This is a genomic window from Myceligenerans halotolerans, assembly GCF_054782975.1.
Genome location: NZ_BAAGRL010000042.1, coordinates 1 through 25,705 on the forward strand (window position 1 = coordinate 1; position 25,705 = coordinate 25,705).

The following is a 25,705-nucleotide window of genomic DNA, read 5'->3' on the forward strand; positions in this document are numbered from 1 at the left end:
GCCTGGCAGCAAAGGTCTCTCACCTCCACACGGATAAACAGCGCCTCGTGGCGCACAACGACATCCCGATGCTGGAATGGGCCGCCCGCGGCGTCGCGATGCAACACGCCCCCGCCGTCGTGCACCGCGCCGCCGACGAGACCACCGGCTCGATCGACGCGGCCGGGGTCGTGACCGTGCTCCACTCCCTGACACCTGCCGCAGCACTCGACCCGGGACTGTCCCCACTGGCCGCGCAACTGACCGCAGCCGTCCACACCGCCACCGGAAGTCTGACGTCGGTGCGCGTCTGGCACGGCACCAACACCGATCTTGCCGGAGCCGAGATCTGGACCCACCACACCGGAACCTGGCTCCGCCACTCGCCCATCCCCGCCGCCCGAGGCGCCACCATGCGCGACATGGAGAACGCCGCCCACGAAGCCCGCCTCGACTTCCCCCGCGGCTTCGAGGGCAAGCGACGCGCGCAATGGCGCTCCACCACCGCCGTCGTCGTCGGACGCCACTCCGAACGACCCGCAGGGTTCGAACTCCCTCTCACCCCGACCACCTGAACCACCACATCTTGCGGCCGGGCGGGCACCCCCGGGATGTCCCTTCCTTCCTGCACCTCCGCACGCAGCGCCCGGCCGCAAGCCCGCCCACCCCGGGCGGGCCCCCAGACGGGCCGGGACCGACGCCCCTCGGTCCCGGATGAACCGGGTTGCCGGCCGCTGTTCGTGATGAACCACTTCCGGGACGTGCCCGTGGAGACCACCGCGCGCACCGACAACGCGAATGCGCTCAACCGCGCCGAGCGGTTCTGTCAGCCCGCCGCCCGCAAGAAGCCGAACTACCTCATGGTCGACCGGTACGACGTCGGCGACCCGGCCGCGGCGGTCGCATCGCTGAACGACTACTGGTACTGAACGTGGCGACGCCGCACGTCGTAGCGGCATTCGCGTTCGATGGCAGGACGCGGGCCGGGCCGAACCTGGCTCGCCCGCGCCCCACCGGTAACGACGGCTCGCCGCATCAACGCCTCGCTACGGGGCTCCGCCACGGAGCGCCCGCCGGGACGTCGCTCATCGGCTCGTCGAGGTCGAGCGCGCTCAGGTCGAGCGGTTCCACGAGGAGCGGCCACCGCCCGGATGCCGCGCGGGCGATCCGCTCCTCGGTACCCGGCTCGACCGACACCCGCACGCCGACCTGCACGCACAGCTCACGCAGTTCGCGCTCGTACCGCTCTCCCATGGCCGCGTCGTGGCCGCGGTACGTCCACGCGATGAGGTGCAGCGGCTCGAAGTTCTTCGCGCCGCCGCCGCACGTCCGGCATGACATCGGCGCGCCCGGCCGACGGAACCGGGTCATGCGATGCCCGCGAGGGCACACCCCGATCCACGGGCCGTCCAGCGTCGGCGCGCTGGGGTCCACGTACCTCAGCCCGGAGCACCCGATCTCCTGGGCCTTCGCGCGCCACTGCGCGCCGTGCCCGGCCTCGCGGCCGGCGAGCGCGTGGGCGATCTCGTGCAGCACGGTGTCACGGACCTCGCCCTCGTCGTAGACGGTCGTGAGAGGGGCCGAGAGGCTGATGCGGCGCCGCGCGAAGTGACACATGCCGGCACGCCGCTTCGCGTCGTCGTACTCGAATCTCCAGTCCGCCAGACCGTGCTGGTCCATGAGGTCGCGCGCCAGGTTCCGCGCCTCGACAAGATTCATGACTGCCCCCTTGATTCGTCGCCGCCCGGGCCATCCGGACGACATCGAATCTAGGAACGCTGTCTGACACGCGGCGGAGGTTATCCACAACCCGCAGGTCAGCAACCTTGCGCCCTCGCTCCGATTCCAATGCCCGGCGGCCAGAGCCCGGCGCGCGAAGGAGTACAGCGGCGAGTGGGAGCAACCAAGCCCGCATGGCAGCGGATCGTCACCGTCGTCGGCCGACCTGAACGGACTCCACCCCGCCCGCCAGCCCGGTCTCGGCGTAGAAGCCCTCGATGTGCTCCCGGGTCAGTCGCTCCGCCGTCGGCCCGTCGCCCGCCGCGACCGCGTCCAGGATCGCCCGGTGCTCGGCCCGGAGCCGGGCCGAGGTCGCGGCCCAGTCCGGCAGCCTCTCGACGCCCTCGGCCACGTAGGCGCCGATCGACCCGCGAAGGCCGAGCATGAAGGCCTCCACGACCTGGTTGCCGGCGATCCGCGCGAACTCCAGATGGAAGTCCTGGTCATGGACGATGAAGTCGGGAGCGCTCACGCCCTGTTCCTCCATCTCGGCCAGCAGACGCCGTGCCTCGGCCAGCGTGTCGTCGCCACCGCGAGCGCCGTCACCGCGCCGGCCGCCCCCGGCCTCGCCGTCGGGGTCGTGGCCGGCACCGCCACCCTCGGCCGCCGGCGCTCCGTCGCTCACGGTCGCCCCCTCGGCCCCGCCCCCGGCCCGCTCCGCCGCCTCCCGGATCGCCCAGGTCTCGAGCAGCACGCGCGTCGCGACCACGTCGGATACCGGCAGCGTGCCCGACGCCACGTGCAGCCGCACCGCCACGCTCAGCCCGGCCGCAGGGCGGTCGACGACGGTCGCGCCCGCCGTCGGCCCGGACCCGACCGCGGTGCGGACGATGCCCACCGCCTCCAGGATCCGGATCGCCTCGCGCACCGAGGCGCGTGACACCCCGATCTCGTCGGCGAGCGCCCGCTCGCCGGGGAGCCGCTCCCCGAGGGCCCATCGTCCGGCGGCAAGGTCGGCCTCGATCTGCGCGAGAACGCGCTCGTGCGTACGCATGGTGGCCACCGTACCCCTGTGGTCGGACCACATGGGGTACGGTGTGCCGAAGCGCGCACCGCCGCCCGCGGAGGTGCCCCTTGAAAGGATTCAGAATGCGCATCGCCCTCGCTGCCACCTGCCTCGGTGACGCGATGTTCCCCCAGGCGCCCACCGCCGTCGTGCATCTGCTGGAACGGCTCGGCCACGCCGTCGTGGTCCCGGAACAGCAGGCGTGCTGCGGGCAGATGCACGTCAACACCGGCTATCAGCGCGAGGCCGTGCCGGTGATCCGCAACCACGTGCGGGCGTTCGAGCCCGTGGCCGACGGCGAGTGGGACGCCGTCGTCGTCCCGTCCGGGTCGTGCACCGGATCGATCCGGCACCAGCAGGCCATGGTGCTCGACCGCGCCGGCCTGCCCGCGGAGGCCCGCACCGCGACCGCCGTCGCCGCCCGCACGTACGAGCTGTCCGAACTGCTGATCGACGTCCTCGGCGTGACCGACGTCGGCGCCTGGTTCCCCCACCGCGTCACCTACCACCCGACCTGCCACTCCCTGCGGATGCTCGGCGTCGGCGACCGGCCACTCCGTCTGCTGCGGGCCGTCGAGGGCATCGAGCTGTCCGACCTGCCGGAGGCGGAGGGCTGCTGCGGCTTCGGCGGAACGTTCGCGGTGAAGAACGCGGACACGTCGGCCGCGATGCTCGCGGACAAGGTACGCAACGTCGTCGGCACGGGCGCGGACTTCCTCACCGCCGGCGACTACTCCTGCCTGATGCACATCGGCGGCGGCCTGTCGCGCTCGTCGCGCGCCGGTTCAGTGGCCGACGACGCCGCAGGGCGCGCCCCCGCCTCCGGTGCGGGACCGGGCGGCGCGGTCGCCGACCGTACGCCGGCCGGGGACGCCGGTCCCGCTGTGGTCGGGGGTTTGCCGCGTGGTCGGTCAATCGATCGCACGACCACGCGGCAAACCCACGACCACGCGGGGAAGGCGCCCGCCGTCCGGACCATCCATCTCGCCGAGATCCTCGCCGCCACCCGCGAGCGGCCCTGGCAGCCCGAGGAGGACACACGATGAGCGCACAGCCCGCCCGGCGGCCGTCGTCGGACAACGGGGCGGCCCGCCCCGACACACCGCCGGACAACGCCCCGCCACGCCACGGCACGCCGTCGGGCACGGGACCGGCCGCCCACGGCACGCCGTCGGGCACCGCCGTCTTCCTGGGGATGCCGACGCCGGCCGACCCCCTGCACTGGGGGCCGTCGTTCCCGGACGCCGCGCGGCGCGAGCTCGGCAACGACCAGCTGCGCCGCAACCTGGGCCACGCCACCGCGACGATCCGCGCCAAGCGGGCTCGGGTGGTCGGCGAGGTGCCCGACTGGGAGGCGCTCCGCGACGCCGGCTCTGCCGTGAAGACGCAGGTCATGGACAATCTGCCCGAGCTCCTGGAAGAGCTGGAGCGGAATGTGACGGCGCGGGGCGGCGTCGTGCACTGGGCGCGGGACGCCGCCGAGGCGAACCGGATCGTCGCCGACCTGATCCACGCGAAGAACGCTGCGTCGAACGGTGGGCGTCCCCCGGGTTCGCCGGAGGAGCTCCACCCGGTGACCGAGGTGGTCAAGGTGAAGTCCATGGCCACGCAGGAGATCGGGCTCAACGAGGCGCTGGAGACCGAGGGCATCCACGCGGTCGAGACCGACCTGGCCGAGCTCATCGTGCAGCTCGCCGACGACATGCCCTCCCACATCCTCGTGCCCGCGATCCACCGCAACCGCGCCGAGATCCGCGACATCTTCACCGAGCGCATGGACGACGCGCCGCCGGACCTCACCGACGTGCCGCGCGAGCTCGCGATGGCCGCCCGCGCCCACCTGCGGCGCAAGTTCCTCTCCGCGAAGGTGGCGGTGAGCGGGGCGAACTTCGGCGTGGCAGAGACGGGGACGCTGTCGGTGGTCGAGTCGGAGGGCAACGGGCGGATGTGCCTCACGCTCCCCGAGACCCTGATCACGGTGATGGGGATCGAGAAGCTGATCCCCCGGTTCACGGACCTCGAGGTGTTCCTCCAGCTCCTGCCACGCAGCTCCACCGGTGAGCGGATGAACCCGTACACGTCGATGTGGACGGGCGTGACGCCGGGCGACGGGCCGCAGGAGTTCCACCTGGTGCTGCTCGACAACGGGCGGACACGCGTGCTCGCCGACGAGGTGGGGCGAGCCGCGCTGCACTGCATCCGCTGCTCGGCATGTCTCAATGTCTGCCCCGTGTACGAGCGGGTCGGCGGGCACGCCTACGGGTCCGTCTACCCCGGGCCGATCGGCGCGATCCTCACGCCGCAGCTCACCGGCGAGTCCTCCGACCTGCCGTACGCCTCGACGCTCTGCGGCGCGTGCTACGACGTGTGCCCCGTGAAGATCGACATCCCGTCCATCCTGGTGGACCTGCGGGCGCGCGAGGTCGAGTCCGGATCGGCCGGGAAGGGCTGGGGCATGGCCATGAAGGCCGCATCAAAGGTGATGTCCGACGGCGGCCGGTTCCGCCGGGCGGCACGGCTCGGCCGCGTAGGGCGTGTCGCGGGCGGGCGGGACGGCGTCATCTCGCGGCTGCCCGGGCCCGGGGCGGCGTGGACCGACTCACGCGACCTGCCCGTGCCGCCGAAACAGACGTTCCGCGACTGGTGGGCGAAGCACGAGAAGGAGGACCGATGACGGACGCACGGGCCGAGGTGCTGGACCGGATACGGGCCGCCCTGAGCAGTGCTCCAGGCACCGCCGTGGATGTTCCTCGGGAGTACCGGGAGCGCGGGGAGCATGCCGTGGGGTCGGCGGAGGTGCTGGACGTGCTGGTCGACCGGCTGGAGGACTACAAGGCACACGTGCATCGCGCGTCGGGTGACGAGGTGGCCGCGGTCGTCGCGCGCCTTGCGGGTGAACTGGCAGCGGGGAGTCCGGCGGGGGACGTGCCGGGTTCCGCCGCCTCCACCCGATCCGAGGGGGCGCCGAGTCCCGAGGCGGTGTCCGACGCGCCAGGCACGCGCGTCGTCGTGCCCGCCGGGCTGGATCCCGAGTGGGTCTTGGCGATGTCCGACGGCGGAGTGACCGTCGTCGTCGACACACCCGAGGCGCCCCTCGCGCCGTCGGACCTGGACCGGACTGCCGGCGTCGTGACGGCGGCGCGCGTCGCCGTCGCCGAGACCGGCACGATCGTGCTCGACGCCGGCCCCGACCAGGGCAGGCGCGCGATCTCTCTGGTCCCGGACGTGCACATCTGCGTGGTCCGCGCGTCCCAGGTGGTGCAGACGGTCCCGGAGGCGGTGCAACTGCTGGCGCAGCACCCCGAACGCCCGCTCACCTGGATCAGCGGCCCGAGCGCCACGAGTGACATCGAACTGAACCGCGTGGAGGGAGTACACGGGCCGCGGACGCTGCATGTGGTGCTGGCCGGCTGACTTCCGGCGCCTCGGCCCGGTCAGGGGTGCAGCTTGGCGCCCTTGACGACCTTGTCCACCACGCGGCGCTCGCCGGTCACGGCGACGCCTACCAGGTCGATTTTTTCGGTGGCGACGGCGGCGACGGCCGCTCGGTTGTCGTCGTCGTTGCCCGTGGCGAACAGGTCCGCGGTGTAGACGCCGATGCTCAGCCCACGGGACTCGGCGCGGGTGCGGATGGTGGCGAGCTGACCGCCGTCGGACACCATGACCATCACGGGCGTGCCGAGCATCGGCAGGTACTCGCGGCCGTCGGCGTCGCGGTAGGTGTCGCCGACGAGCTCCGGGTAGGCCGCGGTCACGGCGCTGGCCAGGAAGGCGGTGACGTTGTTCTCCTGCCAGCCGAGCAGGTCGTCGCGCAGCACGATCACGATCTTGGCTTGTTCGAAGGTCATGACACCCAGGTTGCGACCGAGCGGCCGCGCGGATCTTGTACGTTCTTGATGTGGCTCAGGATGTTGTCCGCGCGTGGCGACCGGAAGTTCCCGGGATCGCCGAGGTGCTGCACGCCGCCTGGCGCGAGCACTCCTACCCGGCGCACACGCACGACACGTGGACCGTGCTGATCGTGGACCACGGCCTGATCGGCTACGGCCTGGACGGCCGGGAGCACGCGGCGCAGGACGTGGGGGTGACCGTGCTGCCGCCGGGAGTCGTGCACGACGGGCGGTCGGTGAGCGCGGCCGGCTTCCGCAAGCGGGTCGTCTACCTGGAGGAGGGCGCGCTTGACGGCGAACTGGTCGGCCATGCGGTCGATACGCCGCTCGTCATGGACGCCTCGCTCCGGGCCTGCTTCGCCGGGCTCGACCGCGCACTCACCCTGCGTGAGGACGTCGCGGCCGAGAGCCTGCTCGCCCTGGTCACGGAGGGGCTCTCCTGGCATCTCTCCGGCCGGCCGGCTTTCCCACGCGAACCGGCGGCCACGTCGACCGCCCGGAGCGCCCGTGAGCTGCTCGACGCCGACCCCGCGCAGCCGATCCGGCTCGCCGAGGTCGCCGGCGAGATCGGCGTGACCGTCCCCCACCTGGTCCGCGCCTTCAGCCGCGAGTTCGGCCTCCCGCCGCACCGCTACCTGGTGGGGCGGCGACTGGACATGGCGCGACGCCGCCTGCTCGCGGGGGAGCCCGCCGCCGACGTCGCGGCGGCCACGGGCTTCCACGACCAGGCCCACCTCGCCCGGCACTTCCGCAGACTGCTCCGCACGACGCCGGGGCGGTACCAGCGCGGGGGACGAGTGGCGTAGGCCGGCAGGCAGCCTGCACCGAGCACCGCGCTGTGGGTGCACTCCGTCACGCTCGTATAACGATGTCATCGGAGAGCGGGTGAAGTTACGACAAGTCCCGCCCGACCGCCATTCGAGCTGTTTCTTCCACGCGAGAATTCGCCCATGAACTACGCAAGACGTGCACTCGCAGCCACCGCCCTGGCCGCGGCAACCCTGTTGCTCGCAGGCTGCGTCAAGATGGACATGGCCCTCACGATCAACGGGAACGACACCGTCGACGGCGAGGTCGTTGTCGCCATCGAGGACTCGGCGGCTGCGGCCATCGGCGCTACGCCCGAGGACCTGCTCGAGGGAGCCGACGTCGATTCCTTGGGTAAGGACGCCTCCGAGGTCGAGCCCTACGCCGAGGACGGCTTCACCGGCAAGCGCTACATCTTCGAGGGATCCCCGCTCGACGAGTTCTCCGGCAACGAGATGTCGATCGTTCGTGACGGCGACGAGTTCGCCGTCGACGGCAGCCTTCCGATGACCACCGACGATCTCGACATGACGGAGGAGGAGCTCGCCGACCCGACGACCCAGGAGTTGCTCAAGCAGTTCGCCGTGAACATCGCGTTCACGTTCCCGGGCGAGGTGATCGAGTCCAACGGTGAGACGGACGGCAACACGGTCGCGTGGGCTGCCGAGATCGGCGAGGAGAACAAGCTGACGGCCCGCGCCTCGGCACTCACGGGCGACGAGGTTGCCGCCGCAGAGGAGGCCGCCGCAGAGGAGGCCGCCGCAGAGGAGGCCGCCGCCAGCGAGGCCGCTGCGGTCGACACCTCCGCCGAGCAGGAGGAGGCCGGCTTCTGGGGTTCCCTGCTGGGCACGGTGATCATCGGGGCCGGGATCGGCCTCGTCGTCGGCCTGACCTTCGCCGGGATCCGCGCGGCCCGGAACCGCAAGACGGCTGCCGCCGGGGAATCCGCACCGCCGACTGCTGCGGCAGAGCCCGTCGACGCCGACAAGGCCTGATCCGTCCACACCAGCCGTGGCCTGTGGCGGAGTTTTCCGCCGCAGGCCATACCCCTTCGAGAGGCAACAATCGTGGAGATCATCAGTACTGCTGTCGTCGCTCTCGCCAGCATCGCCGGCGGCACGCTCCTCTTCCAGTTCATCTCACGTCGGCAGGCGACGCGGTGCACAGGCACCGAGAGCGTTCAGATCATCATCTGGGCCCGCTCCGGCAAGGTGCCCGGCCTGCACAAGCCCAAGAAGTGGACCAAGGCGGTCGTGACGGTCGACGAAGAGCAGCGCCTGACCTGGGTCAAGCCCCAAGGCGAGCCGATCGCGCTTATCCTGCGCTCGCGCGAATCCCGGCCCCGCACGGCCAAGGACCTGTTCTTCCTCGACCCGGGCACGCCCGTGTGGGACGCCGTCACCGCGGACGGCCAGGAGCTCGGCATCGTCATCCCGCGCGCCTCCGAACAGGGGTTCGCGGCCAAGCTGGCCGTGGCGACGCCGGCCGCGTAGTCAGCGTTGTTCACGGGGTCTGGCGGTAAAACTCAAGGTTGGTGATCAGGTGGACCACGCTTGGTAGTTCGGTCAGGCGGCCTCGGTCGCTGGTGGACAGGATCTTCCACTGCTTGAGGTGGGCAGCCGACTTCCTCCAGTGCACGCGAGTCGTGCCGGGAACCACGCACCGGGACCGAGACCGCGGCCAGAGCACCGTTCAGCTGGGCGGCGACCTGGGTGTTCAGGGCCTGCTTGCGGTGCTTGCCGTTGAAATTCGTCGTGCCGGCGCCCGTGTGGTTGCCGGTAGGGGTCGGGGAGCCGTCGATCAGGGCCACACCGGCCTCCAGAGCCTGGCTCAGAGGTGTCACCGTCATCGGGTACGCGGCTGTTCAGGCGTGCCGGCTGCTCTGGCGTCGACGATCTCACCGTTTCGCGGGAGCCTGCCCTGGAAAGCCAGGGGGACGGCCTTGGCTCGCTCGATGTCCCGGCCGTCGACCGCTTGCAGATGGACATGTGGCTCAGTGCTGTTGCCCGAGTTGCCACAGGAACCGAGCAGGTCGCCGAGGTGAACGTGCTGGCCTGAACGAACCTCGACGCTGCCTTGTTGAAGGTGGCACACGGCAACAACGACACCGTCACCTTCGATCAGCACATGGTTGCCGGCGAGTGCCGGCCAGCCCCCAGCAGCTCGGCGACGCTGGGTCAGCGCGTAGCCGACCGAGGGCAAACCACGATATGCCACGTGATCCGGCTCGATATCGCGCACGGCCACGACGACGCCCTCGATGGGCGCCAGTACGCGGCGTCCGAAGCCCGGAAAGCGGTCCGCCGGCTCCGGATGCACGAGGGACGCGAACGTGAGCGGGGCCGTGTGCCCGGCCTCGTCCACAGGAACGAAGTCGATCGCATAGGACGTCCCGAACAGCGTCGTGCCGTGGCTCGGCACACGGTTGGCCGGGCTGTTCCGGGTCAGCCATCGACCCATGAAGGGGTATTCCAGGTCAACGAGTGCGGCCAACGGATTCCTCCTGACTCCCGGCGGATCAACGACTCCATGATGCCACTCGATGAACGACCTGATGTGTGGCGGGTCGGCCGGGTGCGTTGAGAGCTTTAGTTGTGATGTCCAGGGAGGTTGGTCAGCCGGCTGATGGGTGGCTGGTTCGATCTCGGCCCGCACGACTCGATCACGATCGGTCACGATCGGTCAGGATGCAGATAGCCGCTCCCTTTACGAGCCCACCTCAAGCCGCACTCGCACCGGATACAACGGCCACGAATCGGCACTTGGGCCGGTCCGTCGTCCATAGCGACTGGTCGACGAGCCCATGCCGCGACACTGCCCCAGGCCTGGCCGCCTCCGGCGGCGGCTGCGCTCCAATGTCTGGCGCCATCCCGCACTCGATCGATACGCTCTTGGAGCGTGGGCCAGACTGACATGAGTGGACGGACCGCCCGAGAAAAGCTCCGCGCGACGGTACTTGTGCTCGCCCTTCTCGCTGCTGCAGCGATCGCAGCCCTTTCGCTGGAGAACATCTGGGTGCTCGCCCGACCGGCCGAGGTTGGGACGGCGTGCGTGCTGACCGACCCCGCTCCGCCCGGCTGTTCGCCCGACAGTCGCTTCACCCCAGCCTTCGCTTCCGCGATCGTCATCTCTATCAGCTACGCCACCGTCACGCTCCTCCTGCTCAGAGCAAGTCAGCGCCGAGGAATCGTCGCCGCATCAGGGCTCGGCGGGCTGGCACTCCTTGGCATCCTCACAGACCAGTTCGTCAGGTGGGGCGGCCTACCAGGCTGAGCCACTCCCTTCGCCCACGAGGCCGCTTCAAGCTGAGCCACCAGGCACAACACTCAGGCGCGATGCGCGAGCGGACGTTCCTTCTCCCTACTTCTCATGTCCTGGAGCCTCTGGAGTCCCAACGTGTCATTGACAGCGGGTGAACTCCGCCATGGCCACCTTGGCCACGAAGCTGAACCAGGCTAGCTTGGAGGTGCGATATGTCCGACATGGAGGTAACCGTGCCTATCGAGGCGGCGGCAACAGTGTCGACCTCGATGGGCGTTTCCTGCCAGCCTGTCAACCATTGGACAGACCCGATCGAGGCTGAGCGTCGCGTCCCGCACTGCGTTGACACCCACGTCCGGTAGCCAGCGTTACGGGCATCATCCGTACCCTGAACCCTAGCCCGATTTGCGTTCAATCTTGAATTTGTTCAAGTATCGCGTCACAAAGATCTGCATTCATTGAAAGCGTACCCGTCGAGTCTACATAGAACGCCCGTTCGGCATAGCATTCGAGTACGTAGCTCAGCATCTGGTCAAGGGAGGCGAACTCGAGTTCTACACTCTCGCCAACCAGAAATCCTGCGATCCCGACATAGCTATCCGACGACCACACGAATGCGTAGTTGTCTCCGTTCGGGGCACCGAGAAATGGGAGATAAAATTCGCCACCCACGTCACGCGCCGCATCGGGCCCCCACGACGCTACATACTGTCGTGATTCTTCCAGTGAAATCGGGTAGTAGCCCGGAATTACACTGGATTCGTCGACGGTCAGGACCGGAGATTCTCTCAAGCCTGACGTCCACGCGAACCACGCCACGGCGTCGTCCGGAAAGTCACCCGGCGTCGATCCCGGGACATCTATTTCGGCACCAGGTAGTAGAGCGTCAACCACCGGCCGTCCCGCAGAACGAAGGATCTCTCTTAGCTTCGCGAAATTTTCTTGCAGCATCAATCACCCAACCGAACGAGGTAGCGACCGCCGCTCTGAATCTTGCTTCTGGCAAGGGAGGACCCAAGCACCCGCAGTCCGTGCTCGACCCTTGCATCGTCGGCGATCGGGCGGAGGATGGCTTACGGGCGAATGGCCGACATGGTGGACCGCAACTGTGATAGAAGAAGATCATCAATCAAACTTGTGGATATCTGACCGATACAGAGCTCGACTGCTGAGACGCCTTGGCGCAGCGCCGAGTCCTCAAGCATTGCTGGTTCTGCCATTTCTTCTGCCTCGCTACCTACATCCGCGACTCCGAAGATCCGAGTGGATACAGATCGGAACAGGGGTTCGAACATATACCAGGTCGCAGAAGCCATGTCGTAACCTTCAGTTGGCCCTCTAAGAGCAGTGTCCAGACAGATCCAGCAGTCCTGAACAGTGGTGCTCGCACCATCTTCGGACAGTTCCGACATCACCGCAGTCTCGATTGCCGAGATTACTCGCGGGGGAACCGAGTCCAATCTTCCGGAGGCGAAATCTGCCGCCTTGGCGAGAGCATCCTCGAAAACAGCATCTTCCGAGACTCTGTGCTGCGTTTGAAGCCAATCCCGCCGGCTATCCGCGAGGACGGCAGCCGCCGTAAGGAACAGAGCGACCTGGCCTCGCTTCGGCAATGCTCGGACATCCTGGGCCAACCGGTCTACGACGTCGCCAAGTGCGCTCATTGATCCACCTTTACTCCGCGCTCTGCCAATTGCAATGCGCAGTTGTGCTCGTCGGGCCCGCACGGGAACCGCTTGTACGTGCCGACCCGAACGAGGTCCGGCACCTCCTCTAGCAGCTCTTCTTCGGCATGGAACCCTTCACGACTCCGAACCCGTGTGATGCCCAGTCGATCCAACGCCGCCTTCTGACCCGTATCAAAGCCATTACTATTGCCCGCATAGAATGTGCTCCGTCCACTACTGGCGCTGGTACCGCCAGAAACGGAAACAGTCGGCAGTGGCGGGCCCGTCACCTCGGGTGTAGCCTGCGGCAACGCACGTCAGAACGACGAGAGTCGGCAGCTGGCGTCCGACATCATGCTTCCTGATACCAAGAATCGCCGCCGTCAGCCAGGGAGCGCCGCAGATAATCTTCCAATCCGCCAGCCACCCATCTTCTGCTGTCGGATTCATGTTCCCACACGAAGACGTCTCTTCGGCCCCCTCGCATCACGAACGCAAATCGATCCCCGCCACCATTGTCGCCGAAGAAAAGCAGCCCTTCGAATGGCAGGTACAAGTCAGCCATTTCCTGGCCCGAGTACATCGTCGCATTCTCATCCGCGATACGCCTTGCGCTCCAGACATAGGGCGTGCCGTACCAGGCAGAAACCCCACCGCACTCCATCAGGAGTGAGCTGAGGTCATCAGGCAGAGGAAAACCGACCACCCTCGCGGCAGCATCGATCTCGTGTTGAGTGGCGGGGGCACCAAACTCGGCGTCGCCACAAATATCCTCGACCAGTTCTCGCCACATACCTGGATCCCCACAGAATCGAAACGGCGCCTGCGCAATGCGAGAGATCAGACACGGCCCCTTATGGGCGATGACCCATAAGGAAATTGGCCTCGAAATACGACGGATCGTCGTAGCCTCCAGAGTCCTCGTGCCACATCGGAGGCGCACCAACAACGAAGAACCGCTTTTCATGGCTGAGGAACGTCAGAGACAGTCGATCAGGAATGCGCGCCCCGTAGGAATCTACATACGCCTGAGTTTCTACGGAACTGGCTTCCTGTAATTCGAGGTAGTCAATGTTCGTGGCGACATTCATGTGCTCAACGAATCCGAATAGAACGTCGATCCGCGAGTCATGGGCCGCGGTCCGCGCGCTTCGGAGAAGCAACAGTCGATGACTTGTGGAGTATATCCACACCTGAAATGGGCGCGAGAACGACTGCACGTCAACCATCAGTCAAACGGCTCCCATTCTGAGGGGCGAGCAATCTTCTGCAGTTTGCCACCAAGATAGAACCTGACGTCGTCGAAGTTCCGCTGTCCGGAGCGTACATAGTAGCCCAGACGCGCCATCTCCCACTGAGTTGCCGGGCCGTTCGGATTCGCACGACCGGAAGGGCTTAGATAGCAACGCTCGCGGGCCGACGCCCGAGCTCAAGATCCCAGATGGTAGGTTTGGGCTTTTTCTTGGCCTTGGAAGTCAGACATCAACCTTGATGTAAAAGTCTCGAGAATATTCCTTTAGCCATCGGCGGACCGAGGTGATCGCGGAAACCTTCTTTCCAAACATATTCGTATCAGGCGCACTTGCGATTCTTTCGCGTACCTCATTCTCAAGCTCCGAACTCGCAATAATGCGCGACAGCATTAGTGCCTCAGCGAGTCGAGAGGGATAGTTTGACGGCATCTGCCACGCCTCGATCTCACCTCGAATGACCGATTCTTCGGCCATCAGGATCCTACAGAAGTCGGATCTATCGGCGACAAAAGATGCAGCCTTGCGGACTTCATTGGCGAACACTTCCAGATCGCCTACATCGTCAGTAATCACAAACGCCGCGTCGCCCACAGGACGGAGTGTGAGCTTTGCGGCACCAAATCCTCGCATGCGAACTTGACGGAATCCCTGATCACCGACCCACAGAATCCAGGTCGCTCGTCCTAGCCCTTGCGTCTCCAACGATAAGAAGTAATCGAAATCCTCCTGGACCCATTCCACGGTTCCCGATTTTCCGACCTTAACATCCCGGGGGAAGACACCGTAAGAATTGAGCTCATGCAGAAACCTTGCGCGGCCAATCTTTCGTGACATCTCAGTTCCACTTCCACCAACGGTACGGACTCTTTGGGATTGCGGTCAAGCTGAACGCGACACCATCCTTCCCTTGCTTATACGTCCAGAGCTCGCCGTAGTCCACACCCATCTCTCGCATGTATCGCCGCAACTGCCGGGTTCCCGCCTTGATCCCGCTTTTTGTCTGCGGCTTCAGCTCGACAGGAAAGCCGCCATCGGTGAACCCATCCGGGACGTTTCCTTCACTAATCTTGGCACCTGGCTTGTAACTCAGCGAGTCCAGGTGCTCAGCCCACTCTGGCCCGTTGTGGATCTTTGTTCCCGCCGACGCTGCTGCGCTGTTTCCGGATTGCAGGTTTCCGGTAGGGCAGTTGTGGACGAGGATGCTGGTGGCGTCCGCGTCGAGGGTTCCGCCGACGGTGCCCGTGGCCGGTGGGCCGCGGGCCGGGTCGGTGACTACATGGTACGTATGCAGTCCGGCGACGGTGAGGTTCCAGGCCGGTTCGAACGTCACGTCGTTCTTGATCCCCGCGATGGTGTGCACGTCGCCGTGGTCGTCCAGGACCTTGTCGCCCGGTTCAAGCTGGTCGGCTCGTTGGAATTCCTGGTCGGTGGCGTTCCAGAACGGGTGGTCTTCCGTGGTGCGGAGGGTCTGCCCGTCCTCCAGACGCAAGGTGACCAGGACGTCGTCGTGTACGTGCGTGGCCTCGACCTCGCGGACGGCCTTCTCGTCGGTCTCGGGATCGGCCGCGACGACCTTGTCACCTGGCTTGATGGCCTCGATGGCCTTGATGCTGCCGTCGGCCATGAGGACACCGGTAGCACCGGCGAAGGAGCATCCAGGGCCGCTCAGTCGCTGCTTGAGGCCCTGAACGGCCGAACTGATCCGTTCCCCGGTGGCGCGGAGCTTGGCCGCCGCGGCGTTCTTGGCTGCCGATGCCTTTTGCGCGATGGTGCGTGAAACGGCCGCCGCCGTGGCGGAGACGCGTCTGGTGACCGCGGACGTCGCCGACCGGATCGCGCCGGATGCTGCGGAGGTGATGGCTGGCGCCACACGACCGATCACGGCACCGGCGCCGGCCCCGAGGAGGCCGCCTGCCGCGCCGAGTGCGGTGTCGGTGGCCAGGCTCTTCCAGGAGAACGGCTTCTTCTTCTGGACCTTGGTCTTCCACAGGTTGGTGACCGCGCCGCCCACGGCTCCGCCCGCGACGGCGCAGCCGATAGATCCTGCTCCGGCGGTCAGCGCCATGCACCCACCGAAGACCACCGCTCCTGCCACGGTACCGATGATCTCGGCCTGGTACTTCTTGACGAACCCACCCACGGCACCAGCGGCCTTCTTCGCCCCGGACTTGATGCTGCTCCACCAGGACAGACCCGACGGGTCGGAGAACGTGACGGGGTTGTTGCCCGCGTACACGTAGGCGTTGAACTGGGCCGGGTTGCTCGCGTCCAGCTGCGGGTCGGTCGAGATGAACCTGCCCAAGCCCACGTCGTAGTACCTCGCGCCAAGGAGTACCAGCCCGGTCGAGGCATCCTCGACGCCTCCGGCCGCGGCCAGGAACCGCCGGTCCCCGGGTAGTCGATCGTCCCCGGACAGCATCTCTCCGGTGTCAGGATCGACGACTGCGGGAGTGCGGTCACCGCCGAACGGGTCGGTGTACAGCCTGGTCACCGCGTCCGGCGTCCAGTTCGTGTTCGGCACGGCGGCGACGGTGCTGCCCTGGTGGTCGGCCACCAGGGAGGTCACGCCGCCCAGTCCTCGCCCGTCCCGGACCGCGACGGTCTGCCCGGCGAAGGTGTAGTACCGCAGCGCGCCGACAGCGCCGGCCCCGTCCACGTGGATCTCCTGGCCCCCCAGGAAGACCGTCGCCCCGGACGCGTCCATCCGCACGAGCCGCTCCCCCGACGGGGTGTACACGTACTCGGCTTCGCCGTCCTCGGTCGTGTTCTCGCCCTCGGTTCCCTCCCCCGAGGTCGCCACGGTAGCGAGGTCGCCGTCCACATCCCAGCCCATCAGCTGGCTGGTGGTGACCAGCCCGTCCCCGTCGGTGTCGGCCTCGACCTGCTCCGGATCGCTCCCGTCGACCGGTTCGGACAGGGTGCGCACGGTCTGGTTGCCCGCCGCGTCGTACTCGTACTCGCCCACGACTGCCTGCGGTGCGGAGTCGATCGTGTCTTCCGGTCCGGTCTGCTGGGTGGCGCGGGTGACCTGGTGCGGGCCGGTCGCGCCGTGCTCGTAGGAGGTCTTGACCACGTCGTCGCCGCCGTCAATCACGTGCTGGACCAGGCTGGTGCGGTTCCCGGCCGCGTCATAGGCGTATTCGTTCCAGTACGGCGCCGCGGAGAAGCCCGACCCACCGACCTGCGCGGCGGTCACGTCGCCGATCGAATCGGCACAGGTGCCACCCGCGTCGGTCCAGGCGCCGATCATGCGCCCGAGCCCGTCGTAGTCGAAGCACTGGTTGTCGTCGTTGGCCTGCGGGTCACCGTTGGCCGCGTCTCCGACACCCGGCGTGTTGCGGATCGCGGTGATGTTCCCCGACGGGTCGTGCTCGAAGGCCATGTCGACGTCGCGCGCGTCGTACTGCTCGCGTGACAGACCGATCCGGTCCAGGCGCCCGGTGCCGTGCTCGTAGCCGTAGGTGGCCACCGCACCGTAGGTGGTGCCCAGGTCCATGGCCTGCGGCCGGCCCTCGGCGGTGAACTGCGAGTCGGCGACGTAGGTGCCCCAGCCGAAGCCGCCACCCATCCAGGTCGGCAGGCCGGCGTCGTCGTAGAACGTGGTCACGTGCTCCTTGCCGAGCACGGTCCCGGCGACCGAACCATCCTCGGCCAGCTGCGACACCGGCGGCAGGACCTGCTGACGTACCGAACCGTCGATACGGTACTCGGTGGTCGTGGTGAACTCCCGGCCCACGAGCCCGGTCAGCAGGTCAAGCCCGTCAGGCAGCACCACCGTGGACGACGTCGGCCGGTATGCGTCGTCGTAGGCGTCCACGCGGGTGGTGTACTCCAGCCCGTCGTGCATGGTCGTGGTCGACGACGCCAGACCTGCCAGCGGGCTCCCGTCCGGACCTGGCGTGGTGTCGTACTCCCAGCGGGAACGGACCTGCCCGGCCCCGTCAGAGGTCTGCGTGGGCCGCCCGAGCCGGTCGTAGGAGTACACCAGCGTGTTCGCGTCGACCACGGCCTGTGTGGACCCGGCCGCGTTCCCGTTGCCGTTGACCGTGCGCGCCACGTTCCCCGCCCGGTCGAACGACGTCGTCATCGTTCCCGAGTCCGGGTCCGAGGCGCGCACCTGCCGCCCGCCCATGTCGAACTCATACGTCCAGGTGTCACCACCCGGACCGGTCATCGAGGTCATCTGCCCGAACCGGTCGTATGCGTAGCTCGTCTTCTGGTACGACGACGCCGATGCCGTCCTGGGATCGAATCCCGGCAGCGTCGAGGGCACGTACCAGTGCCCATCCGCCGTGTCCGAGTCGACCGTCGGCCGGGCCGTGTGCTCCCACAGCGCGGTCGTGCGGCCGCGCGCGTCAGCCACCGTGGTGCGGGCCGTCCCGCCCTTCGGTGGCACGACGGTCGTGTACTTCCCGTCGTAGCGAGTCACGGTCCGCCACCGCTCGTACAGGTGGTTGTCCGGGTTGCCGACGTAGAAGATCTCGTCCACCGGCCGGCCGGCACCGTCGTACGACCAGACCGTGGCCGAGTCCGCGATCAGATCAGGCTGCACCGGCGTATTCGAGACTAGGCCTGTGGCGAACTGTGGGCTGGTCTGCTTCCACGTGCGCCCTGCGCTGTCATAGAACGCCTGGGTGATCTGCCGGCCGCGGGTCGCGGCATCGTCGTTGCGCTGTTCGCCGGTGTCCAGCGCCTCGTCCTGCGTCTGGAAGACGCGCATGAGGCCGTCGTAGAACTCCGCCGAGGCGTGCTGCACCGGATTGTTGTCGCTGTCGGCGCCGAGGGTTCGCGTGACGACAACGTTCAGGCCGTTGGCGCGGGTGACGTACTCGTACTCGATCGACGGGACCGACAGGCCCTCGTGCTGCGGGTACACCACCTCCACCAGGCGCCCGAGCGTGTCGTAGGTGCCGCGGGTGGTCTGCCCGTTGGTGTCCGTGGCGGCCTTCAGCTGCCCGGTGACCGGGTCGTAGGTCGTCGTGGACGACATGGCCGTCTTCGGGCCGGTCCCGTCCGGGTCCGGACTCGTAGTGACGATCTTCGTCGGGATCGTACCGGCCGCCGGGGTGTATGCGGTGGTGGAGGTGCGGCCCGCGACGTCCGTCGTGGAGGTGACTCGCCCGAGGCTGTCGTAGGTGAACTCCTCGAACGTCACATAGCCCGCACCCGACCCGTTGCCCAGCGTCCCCGTGGCGCGGTCCAGGTCCGGGTCGATGCCTCGGGTGGCGGTCACCTGGCCCTTGGAGTCATAGGTCGCGATCGTGTCAGACAGCACGTCCCCGGGCCGCGACACGGTGCCCGCTTCCACGTCCGCGCAATCCACGGCGAAGCTCTGGGTGCGCTCGACCAGCGCCACCATGTTCTTCGACTCGAGCGTGTCGGCGTGAGCGCCGCTGCCCACGTGGGCGTAGGTGATCTGAGAGCAGGTCTCATCTCCGGTCTTGTCCAGGTCGCCGGAGTCCTCGGTCTGCTTGACCTGCGCCTGGGCGTTCAACGTGGTCACGGACTTGGTGCGGGTGGCAACGTCGCCTGCCGCGTCCATGGAGAACCCGTATGCCACGGTGCCCGTCAGCCTCGTGGCCTTCACGTCGTCGATCCCCGTCGCGACGGTCACCGGCGTCTTCGGCACCGTCACCGTGGTCGAGATCGCGTCCTGATTGCTGTTGCCGTTGTGGTCGGTGACCTCCACGACCTGCCCTGCCAGGGCTTCGTGGTCGTTCACCGTGTACCGGTGCCCGGCAGGTCCGACGTCGAAGCTGGAGCCGTCCACGCCCCGCAGGTAGCGGGTGGTGGTGGAGCTGGCCTGGGATCCCTCACCTTCGGTGACCACGACCGTGCGGAAGCCGCGGAACTCCGACCACGTGACGTCCTTGGGGTCGGTCAGGGGCCCGGTGGGCTTGACCCATTTCGCGCCGCCGTCGTACCGGTACCTGGTGACCAGGTCCTCGGACCCGGTCACGATCCCCCCGCCACCGGCGGTCGGTGAGGCGCCGGACTGGGTGACGCTGGTGACCACGTACTTGTGGAACCAGTCGATCGGGAGATCATCCCCCTGCCACTCGACGGGGAAGCACAGACGTGTGTTGTCCCGCTTGGCTGCATCCGTGTCGGCAGGCACGTCGCCCGGGCCGCACTCGGTGCGGTAGTTCGGGAAGACCACTCCGCCCGACTCGGTGCGCACGCCCGTGACACGGGGCCGGTACATCGGCGGCAGGCCGTCAGTATTCGTGTCCACACGGTTGGGCAGCAGCTCGAACGCGAAGACGACCTTGTTGTTCGACAGGTCATCGCCCGTGGAGGTGGTGCCTCCGTGGCCGGTGTGCTGGATCGAGCGCAGCCACAGCACCTTCCCGCCGCCGTCCCCGAGCGACCCGTCGCCGGGAGAGATGAAGGACTGGTTCAGCCGCCAGGAGTCCACCGGCTTGTACGAGCTGCCGTCGTGTACGCGTGTGGTCACTCGCGCCAGGCGGTACAGGGTGTAGAACGACGGCGAGATCGCATCGATCCCGCACTCCGACGCCGTCTTGTAGCAGACCAGGTCACCAGGCACGTCGGGCCACGCCGACAGGTACTGCTTGACCCGCCCGGCGTCACAGTTCACGCCTTCGCCGGGGACGCACCGGGCCGAGTGCTCCAGGTCAACCCGCACCGGCGCCAGGCCGTCGCCCTCATCGCCCGTACGGGTGCCGTACAGAATCCGCTTGAGGAACCCGCCCGCCGTGTAGGTGGAGGTTCCGGCGCTGAGGTTGTGCCCGTACTTGCGCGTCTCGGTGGAGTAGACGTACGTCATCGTGCCGCCGGTCGGCTCGACCACATGCTCAAGCATCCACCGGTAGGTCTGCCGGCACTTCGACGCCGCGAACCCGCCGTCGCCCGAGGTCTTGTAGCAGGCCTCACCCGGATGGTTGCCGTAGACCGGCATCGTCCACGACGAACCTGTCTTGAGACCGTCGGAGGTCCGCTCGCCACGACCAAAGGTGTATTTCGTCCCGTCCGAGGTGGTGACCAGCCAGTACTCACCCTCGTGGTCACCATTAGATGCCCCGGTCTTGCGCTCGACCTTGGTGCCGTCGGCCTTCTTCGGCCGCCAGGTCCCGCCACTGGTCTTGACCAGGTCCACGGCCTGCCCGTCCAGGACCATCGTCGCGTTGTCCACGCCGATACACATGTCACCAGTGGAATGCGAGACGTTGTTCGGCGTCTGCCCGTCCACCGCGTCCTGATCATCGGCGCACGGGGCGAACTTCCGCTCGATGTAGGACTCGGTCAGCGACCAGCCCTCACCCACCGCACCGGCCTGGTTGTTCGTGGAAGCCACCCGGCCATCCGAAGCGGCCGACGAGTACGACAGGCTCAGCTGTGGACCCGGCCCCTCCGCCGACGGCATCGTCAACGGGTAAGACCACGTGAAAGCACCCGTACTGCCCGACACACCCCACGACGCGGCAGGCGCCAAAGACGTCGCGCCCCAGTCACCGCCACCACCCGACGTGCTCGCGGCGACCATCAGCGTCGTCGACTGCTGAGACACGGTCATGGGCGCGGTGAGAGTCTTCGCGTCCGCGTCGTTCGACACCTCCTCGACAGGCTCTGCCTCGCAGTCCCCCGACGCCAGATCGTCCGCGTCGCACCCCGACACGTCCACCAGCGTCAGACGCGACGCCCAGTCGCCACCCGGCACCGCGCCGGCGGTGATCAGCGACTCGTAGTCCACCCGCACGTCCACGACGCCGTCCGCAGGGGCGACCTGCTTCGGGTCGGCGGCCTTCCCGCCCGACGCAGCACGCTTCTCGCCGGTGGCGTTCTTCCCAGCATCCACCGCGGTAGCCTCAACCCGCACCAACAGGCCCGGCACACTACCGGACGCATCCGCCTGCACGCCGGCCGCGGCGACCCGGATACCACCCCCGGTGCCTGGGGCATCCTTGCCCGCAACCTCGGAGTCCCCGCTCACGCTCACCTGGACACCGTCGACGTCGACCTGCGCGTCACCGGCAGCGAGATCCACCGTCGTGCTGGCGACGCCGGCGCCCCGCGCCGCCGGCGCGTCGGCCGTGCTCGATGACGGCGTCTGATCATCAGCAGAGTCCGATGAGGGAGCCGGATCACTGCTCACGTCCGGCGACGGCGCCGGCTCACCGCTCACGTCGCTGTCGAGCGTGCTCGACTTGTCGAGCTCGCTGCTCGCCGTGGCCGTCTCGACCTGCGACATGGTCGAGGCTTGCTCAAGCGGCACATCCTCGTCCGGTTCGCTCGAACCCTCCTCGCCGGGATCGTCGGAGACGGGGGGCAGTGTCTCGGCGGGGAGATCCTCGGGCGGAGCCGCCGAGGGATCGGGAGTCGGCTCCCACTCCTCGGCGGTCAGATCCTGCGCCACCACCGGGTCCTCCGGGCTGAGCTCGGCCAGGACCTCCTGAAAGTTCTCGTTACGTGCTTCCAGCGCGTCGATCTCTGCCTCGGCTGCTGCCTCCAGCGCGACGATCTGCCCCACCACGGGAGCTGCCGCTGCCGGATCGACACCAACCAGCACCGTCACCGCCGCCGCGACCAGGCTCACGCCCGCCGTCGTCCACCGCCCACGCCCCGCATCGCGCCGTGTGTTGTTCTGCTGGCTCATCACTGCCCCAGACGCTGTCTTCCCGCCCGATACCTGTCCGGCGTGCGGTGCTCGCCCGCCCCGTGTGCTGCCTGAGATTCCTGCCGGTCGCCGACCGGTGGGGATTCGCCCGTCTTGGTTCGCGGGCCCCTGGTGCGCGCTCATGGGGTGACCTCCTGCCCGGAGTTGCCCTGCTCGGTCGGGTCGACGTCGTCCACGCCGCCGGCCATCTGGTTGGCTTCCGCGCCCTGGCACAAGCGGCGGATCTTGGCCGCGGCCACGACCTCGCCGCGGAAGATGCGCACGTTGTCGACCTGCCCGTTCCAGTAGTGGGTGAAGTTCCCGCCGCTCAGGCCCCGGCCGACCACGAACCGGCCCGACGCCTGGGGAAAGTCACCGACATAGTCCGCGTCGTACAGTTTCGGCTCAGCCACGGCCGGCTCGGTGGGCGTCCCGATCTCACACACGTACAGGCGCACCTTGCCCGCAGGCTTGTCGTACTCACCCAGCAGGTGCACCCACTCGCCGATCTTCGCCGGCACCGTCGACCTCGCGTGCAGCAGTGATGCCGACTCCAGGTCCCGGTTCACCCCGAAGCCCCAGCACGGGTCCACATTCGGGCAGTAGCGCGGGTTGTAACCCAGCCGGAACCCGTTGTACAGCGGAGCGTCCTGGCTGATCGCGGTATACCAGCCCGTCGGACTCGTGTCCTCGTCCAGCCGCACGTGCGCCGAGACCACGAAGGAGTCGGTCGTGTCGATCACCGGTGCGTCGGACCACGCCACCTTCTCGTCCCGAGCCACCATCGCCTCGTCGTCATCACGCGCACCGAACTCCGCGTGGGGACCCGGGGCGAACTCCACACCCGAAGACGTCAGGTTCAGGTCACCCGCCTGAGCGAACTCGCCACGATCGGCGTCGTACACCGACGTGTCCGCGCCGCGACTGTCCGGGTCGTCAAACGTCCAGACCCCGTCCTCGCGAGCCGTCGCCACCCGGAACTCGTACTCCGTCTTGGCCGAATGCCCGGCCGCGTCCGCGACCTTCACGTACAGGAACTTCTCCCCCGCACCCTGCGGCGTCGCGCACACCTGCGTCGTGCGCGAGGACCCCAACGTCACCTTCGTCAAGTTCGTGCGCGTCTGGTAGCCCCACCACAGCGTGGTCGTGTCCGAACTCGGCGCATACAGTTCGAAGCAACCCGTCAGACCGACCCCGCCGGCCTCCTTGTAGTCCTGGTAGAACGCCTCCGCGTCCGGATGATCCCGCAACGGCGTCACCCTCGGCGGCTTCGGCGCCGTGTTGTCCACCACGAAGTAGCAGTGCCTCGAGTTCGCATACCCCGTGACCAGGCCCCCCTTGTCCTGAACCCGAGCCTGCCACCAGTACATCTTCCCGCTGGTCAGCTCATTCCCCTCGGTCACCCGCTTGGACAGCCGCACACTGCTGCCGCCCGGGTCCTGCCACGTCGTCCACCCCGACTCCCACACCTGCGTGTCCGAGCCGGCGCGCAGTACCCGGAACTGCATCCGCACCAGTTGCCCGTCCGGATCTTTTCCCAGCGCGCTCATCATGGGCCGCAGCCAGTTCGAGTAAGCCGGATCCTCCGAAGTTCCACACCCGACATTCGACCCGTCCACGATCGTGCGATGCCCGTAGGGCGTCTCCGGTGCACGGTTGTACTCGACCTGGAACCGCGCGTCATACGCGTACCGCTTCCAGCCGCGCATGTCCGTCTCCGTCGCGGCCCTCAGCCCCAGCGCCGCCGTCGAGTAGTCCCCGCTGGCGATCGTCTTGGCCACACTCGTCGCGTCCCACTCCGTCCAATGAGTGCCCCCGCACGCCGAGCTGTAGTACGCGTCCGGGACGGACGACACCTTCGACTTCCAGCCACCATTACCCACATGGTTCGACCACGTCGTGCCCGACGTCGGCTTGGAGATCTTCCACAGCTCCACCGACCACTTGTCACACGAATACGAATGCGTCCCCTTCGCGCGGAACGTAGCGCTCACGACATCCGACTGCTCCATCCGGCCGATGCCACCCAGCCCCGTGAACCACCACAACAACCGCTGCACATTCCCCGACCGCGAACACACCGGCTCGATCGAGACATCGCAATACCCCATACCAGCAGTCCCACCGAACTCCCAACCGCTACTGCTCGACGGCCAAGCCTTCTTGATATTCGTCCACGTGTTCCGGTTACCCGACAGCGGCGGATCGATGAACACCGGGAACACCGTGGAGTCAACGGTGAGCATCTCCAGGTCCGCCGACACCGAAGCCGCCGAACCGTCCGGCTCCACCTCGACATCCATCACCGCCACGACATCGCCCGGCAACGGCGCCTCCACCCGCTCACCGGTCTCCTCCACCCCGGCATTGCCAGTCGGGTCAACGTTCGCTGCGGCGGACGACTCCGCAGCCTCGCTGTCGTCAGCCGCCGCCCTCGAGGCCGAACCGGCCTTCTGCGTCCCCGCCGCCGTCCCGGACGACTCCGGCGTACCCGAATCGCCAGTCCCAGGATCCTGACCGGCGGCCGAGTCCCACTGCAGAGCCATACCACCGGAGAAAACGGCACTCCCGGAAGCGTCCACCGCGAAGAACGTACCCTCAACCGCCTGCGGCTCAGCATCCACCGTCTCCGCGGCACCAGACTTCATGGCGGCACCAGAGTCACCGGCCTCCTTCTCGCCGGCCCCCTCAAGCCCCTCGCCTCCCGCCTGGAGGGGCTCGTCCCAGTCCGCCGTCTCCTCGTCCACCGGCTCGACGTCAGTCAGTTCCAGGCCACCGGACGCCTCCACCGTGAACTCCAGGCCATCCTCGCCCGTCAGCTCCAGCAAACGGTCAGCCGCGGACTGGTCCACCACCCGGATCACCGGCGTCACGCCCGTGCCATCCGGATGGACACGCACCACCACATCCACGCCCACCAGTTCCTCGCCCGCACCGTCCAGCGCCGGATACACGACCCGCGAGTCGTCCGCCTCATCGACCACGGGCGCGCCCAAACCGAACGGCAGCCCCATCGCCACCCGCAGGTCATCCCGCCCCATCGCCACGAACTCCCCACCCGAACTACCACCGACCAAATCGATCTCGAACACCGGCGCCACCACCTCCGGCACACCAGTCACCTCATCGATCCGGACACTCGGATCGGTCTCCTGCCACGAACCGTCGATAGCCGTCCGTACCGCGCCCACAGAAGAATCAGCCAAGACCGTCCCCGAAGGAGTAGCCCACGACGTGTCGTACTCAGACCGCAACACCTCGATCTCAATGTCCTTACCGCACAACGCGGCCAACTCGAACGCCAGCTCCTCCGTCCGCGCAGAATCCACATCACACCGACCCGCATCACCCGAGAACGCCGCCACGATCCCGTCCCGCTCGACCACCGCCCACGCAGTCCCCACCACCAACGACCCAGCCGTCACCGCAGCAACCACCGACCTGAC

General features: G+C 67.7%; 18 protein-coding genes and 1 pseudogene. 9 read left to right on the forward strand and 10 right to left on the reverse strand.

The genetic code is table 11. From position 1 onward, the window contains the following. On the forward strand, positions 1 to 554 hold a 554-nt coding region (locus ACYVK5_RS21370; protein WP_460707990.1), incomplete at its 5' end, for an HAD family hydrolase. A 168-nt stretch (positions 555 to 722) separates the two neighbouring features. Then, positions 723 to 908: a hypothetical protein gene (locus ACYVK5_RS21375; RefSeq protein WP_460707991.1), complete on the forward strand. Its 186-nt coding sequence runs from the start codon at positions 723 to 725 to the stop codon at positions 906 to 908. Positions 909 to 1,014: 106 nt separating this feature from the next. On the opposite strand, the gene ACYVK5_RS21380 is transcribed toward ACYVK5_RS21375, so the two are convergent. After that, positions 1,015 to 1,698 carry a SprT family zinc-dependent metalloprotease gene (locus ACYVK5_RS21380; protein ID WP_460707992.1) on the reverse strand — a complete coding sequence of 228 codons (684 nt, stop codon included), beginning with the start codon at positions 1,696 to 1,698 and terminating at the stop codon, positions 1,015 to 1,017. 208 nt (positions 1,699 to 1,906) lie between these two features. Next, complete coding sequence (locus ACYVK5_RS21385; protein WP_460707993.1) at positions 1,907 to 2,752, reverse strand: FadR/GntR family transcriptional regulator; 846 nt, start codon at positions 2,750 to 2,752, stop codon at positions 1,907 to 1,909. A 95-nt stretch (positions 2,753 to 2,847) separates the two neighbouring features. Here ACYVK5_RS21385 and ACYVK5_RS21390 point away from each other — a divergent pair. The 3 genes and pseudogenes from ACYVK5_RS21390 to ACYVK5_RS21400 all read left to right on the forward strand — a co-directional run. Then, positions 2,848 to 3,549 (forward strand): annotated as a pseudogene (locus ACYVK5_RS21390) ((Fe-S)-binding protein); the annotation flags it as partial. 410 nt (positions 3,550 to 3,959) lie between these two features. Further along, entirely contained in the window at positions 3,960 to 5,438 is a 1,479-nt protein-coding gene (locus tag ACYVK5_RS21395; protein ID WP_460708021.1) for a LutB/LldF family L-lactate oxidation iron-sulfur protein, read from the forward strand. Beyond that, the gene (locus ACYVK5_RS21400; protein ID WP_460707994.1) at positions 5,435 to 6,178 is read left to right on the forward strand and encodes a LutC/YkgG family protein; all 744 of its coding nucleotides are present in this window, start codon (positions 5,435 to 5,437) and stop codon (positions 6,176 to 6,178) included. The genes ACYVK5_RS21395 and ACYVK5_RS21400 overlap by 4 nt, the downstream gene beginning before the upstream one ends. 20 nt (positions 6,179 to 6,198) lie before the next feature. Here ACYVK5_RS21400 and ACYVK5_RS21405 read toward each other — a convergent pair whose 3' ends face one another. Next, positions 6,199 to 6,612 carry a DUF2000 family protein gene (locus ACYVK5_RS21405; RefSeq protein WP_460707995.1) on the reverse strand — a complete coding sequence of 138 codons (414 nt, stop codon included), beginning with the start codon at positions 6,610 to 6,612 and terminating at the stop codon, positions 6,199 to 6,201. A 50-nt stretch (positions 6,613 to 6,662) separates the two neighbouring features. On the opposite strand from ACYVK5_RS21405, the gene ACYVK5_RS21410 reads away from it, so the two are divergent. The 3 genes from ACYVK5_RS21410 (at position 6,663) to ACYVK5_RS21420 (ending at position 8,954) form a co-directional block, all read left to right on the forward strand. Then, the gene (locus ACYVK5_RS21410) at positions 6,663 to 7,460 is read left to right on the forward strand and encodes a helix-turn-helix transcriptional regulator (protein ID WP_460707996.1); all 798 of its coding nucleotides are present in this window, start codon (positions 6,663 to 6,665) and stop codon (positions 7,458 to 7,460) included. Positions 7,461 to 7,604: 144 nt separating this feature from the next. Next, positions 7,605 to 8,456: an LppM family (lipo)protein gene (locus ACYVK5_RS21415; protein WP_460707997.1), complete on the forward strand. Its 852-nt coding sequence runs from the start codon at positions 7,605 to 7,607 to the stop codon at positions 8,454 to 8,456. 72 nt (positions 8,457 to 8,528) lie between these two features. Continuing rightward, entirely contained in the window at positions 8,529 to 8,954 is a 426-nt protein-coding gene (locus ACYVK5_RS21420; RefSeq protein WP_460707998.1) for a hypothetical protein, read from the forward strand. 352 nt (positions 8,955 to 9,306) lie between these two features. Here ACYVK5_RS21420 and ACYVK5_RS21425 read toward each other — a convergent pair whose 3' ends face one another. Then, positions 9,307 to 9,954, reverse strand: coding sequence for a M23 family metallopeptidase (locus ACYVK5_RS21425; protein WP_460707999.1), 648 nt, complete (start codon positions 9,952 to 9,954; stop codon positions 9,307 to 9,309). 405 nt (positions 9,955 to 10,359) lie between these two features. Between ACYVK5_RS21425 and ACYVK5_RS21430 the strand changes: the two genes are divergently transcribed. Then, positions 10,360 to 10,734 carry a hypothetical protein gene (locus tag ACYVK5_RS21430; RefSeq protein ID WP_460708000.1) on the forward strand — a complete coding sequence of 125 codons (375 nt, stop codon included), beginning with the start codon at positions 10,360 to 10,362 and terminating at the stop codon, positions 10,732 to 10,734. A 399-nt stretch (positions 10,735 to 11,133) separates the two neighbouring features. Here ACYVK5_RS21430 and ACYVK5_RS21435 read toward each other — a convergent pair whose 3' ends face one another. The 6 genes from ACYVK5_RS21435 to ACYVK5_RS21460 all read right to left on the reverse strand — a co-directional run bounded on the left by ACYVK5_RS21435 (position 11,134) and on the right by ACYVK5_RS21460 (position 25,381). Then, positions 11,134 to 11,676, reverse strand: coding sequence for a hypothetical protein (locus ACYVK5_RS21435; protein WP_460708001.1), 543 nt, complete (start codon positions 11,674 to 11,676; stop codon positions 11,134 to 11,136). A 119-nt stretch (positions 11,677 to 11,795) separates the two neighbouring features. Beyond that, positions 11,796 to 12,386: a hypothetical protein gene (locus ACYVK5_RS21440; protein WP_460708002.1), complete on the reverse strand. Its 591-nt coding sequence runs from the start codon at positions 12,384 to 12,386 to the stop codon at positions 11,796 to 11,798. A gap of 355 nt (positions 12,387 to 12,741) precedes the next feature. Beyond that, positions 12,742 to 13,182 (reverse strand): SMI1/KNR4 family protein, encoded by a 441-nt coding sequence (locus ACYVK5_RS21445; RefSeq protein ID WP_460708003.1) that lies wholly within the window; start codon positions 13,180 to 13,182, stop codon positions 12,742 to 12,744. A gap of 682 nt (positions 13,183 to 13,864) precedes the next feature. Beyond that, positions 13,865 to 14,476, reverse strand: a complete 612-nt coding sequence (locus ACYVK5_RS21450) for a hypothetical protein (RefSeq protein WP_460708004.1) — start codon at positions 14,474 to 14,476, stop codon at positions 13,865 to 13,867. 1 nt (position 14,477) lies between these two features. Beyond that, positions 14,478 to 22,259, reverse strand: a complete 7,782-nt coding sequence (locus ACYVK5_RS21455; RefSeq protein WP_460708005.1) for a polymorphic toxin-type HINT domain-containing protein — start codon at positions 22,257 to 22,259, stop codon at positions 14,478 to 14,480. Between the two features lie 140 nt (positions 22,260 to 22,399). Then, positions 22,400 to 25,381: a hypothetical protein gene (locus tag ACYVK5_RS21460; RefSeq protein ID WP_460708006.1), complete on the reverse strand. Its 2,982-nt coding sequence runs from the start codon at positions 25,379 to 25,381 to the stop codon at positions 22,400 to 22,402. Between the last annotated feature and the right edge of the window lie 324 nt (positions 25,382 to 25,705).

Bases quoted from the DNA above. Each gene is read 5' to 3' on its own strand.
- ACYVK5_RS21375 (WP_460707991.1), top strand. From the start codon at position 723: ATGAACCACTTCCGGGACGTGCCCGTGGAGACCACCGCGCGCACCGAC.
- ACYVK5_RS21380 (WP_460707992.1), bottom strand. From the start codon at position 1,698: ATGAATCTTGTCGAGGCGCGGAACCTGGCGCGCGACCTCATGGACCAG.
- ACYVK5_RS21385 (WP_460707993.1), bottom strand. From the start codon at position 2,752: ATGCGTACGCACGAGCGCGTTCTCGCGCAGATCGAGGCCGACCTTGCC.
- ACYVK5_RS21395 (WP_460708021.1), top strand. From the start codon at position 3,960: ATGCCGACGCCGGCCGACCCCCTGCACTGGGGGCCGTCGTTCCCGGAC.
- ACYVK5_RS21400 (WP_460707994.1), top strand. From the start codon at position 5,435: ATGACGGACGCACGGGCCGAGGTGCTGGACCGGATACGGGCCGCCCTG.
- ACYVK5_RS21405 (WP_460707995.1), bottom strand. From the start codon at position 6,612: ATGACCTTCGAACAAGCCAAGATCGTGATCGTGCTGCGCGACGACCTG.
- ACYVK5_RS21415 (WP_460707997.1), top strand. From the start codon at position 7,605: ATGAACTACGCAAGACGTGCACTCGCAGCCACCGCCCTGGCCGCGGCA.
- ACYVK5_RS21440 (WP_460708002.1), bottom strand. From the start codon at position 12,386: ATGAGCGCACTTGGCGACGTCGTAGACCGGTTGGCCCAGGATGTCCGA.
- ACYVK5_RS21445 (WP_460708003.1), bottom strand. From the start codon at position 13,182: ATGTGGCGAGAACTGGTCGAGGATATTTGTGGCGACGCCGAGTTTGGT.
- ACYVK5_RS21450 (WP_460708004.1), bottom strand. From the start codon at position 14,476: ATGTCACGAAAGATTGGCCGCGCAAGGTTTCTGCATGAGCTCAATTCT.
- ACYVK5_RS21455 (WP_460708005.1), bottom strand. From the start codon at position 22,259: ATGAGCCAGCAGAACAACACACGGCGCGATGCGGGGCGTGGGCGGTGG.